Below are 566 nucleotides of genomic sequence, written 5' to 3'. Positions count from 1 at the left end.
AGTTGGCAATACCCAAAGTTCGTGAGCTAACCCGTAAGGGAGGCAGCGACCTAAGGTAGGGTCAGCGATTGGGGTGAAGTCGTAACAAGGTAGCCGTAGGAGAACCTGCGGCTGGATCACCTCCTTTCTATGGAGAAATCTAGTTAACAYGACGTTTAACTAGTAATAATATTTTTTAAAAGTCTTACTTARAAGTAATTAAAGTTAACTTAAGTATTAATTAGTTCTGTTCAATTTTGAGGGATTTTCCTCAAAATTACTATGGGGGTATAGCTCAGTTGGGAGAGCACCTGCCTTGCACGCAGGGGGTCAAGAGTTCGAATCTCTTTATCTCCACCATTAGGGCTTATAGCTCAGCTGGTTAGAGCGCACGCCTGATAAGCGTGAGGTCGATGGTTCGAGTCCATTTAAGCCCACCAATGTTCTTTGAAAATTGCACATATTAAATTGTATATAATACAACAAGCCAAGAATATATTCTTTGTATTTATAAGAACTATTCATTAATTGTTAATAATTAGATAAATAGGTCAAGCTACAAAGGGCGCATGGTGAATGCCTTGGCA

At 39.9% G+C, this 566-nt stretch carries 2 tRNA genes and 1 rRNA gene; all 3 read left to right on the top strand.

Annotated features, from left to right (window positions below):
- Positions 1-127, top strand: a 16S ribosomal RNA gene (locus ACYUET_RS19020); the annotation flags it as partial.
- Between the two features lie 136 nt (positions 128-263).
- Positions 264-339 (top strand) — tRNA-Ala (locus tag ACYUET_RS19015).
- Between the two features lie 3 nt (positions 340-342).
- Positions 343-419 (top strand) — tRNA-Ile (locus ACYUET_RS19010).
- Positions 420-566 lie beyond the last annotated feature (147 nt).

It is taken from the genome of Clostridium sp. CTA-5, assembly GCF_054768135.1.
This window is presented reverse-complemented; position numbering and strand designations above follow the sequence as displayed.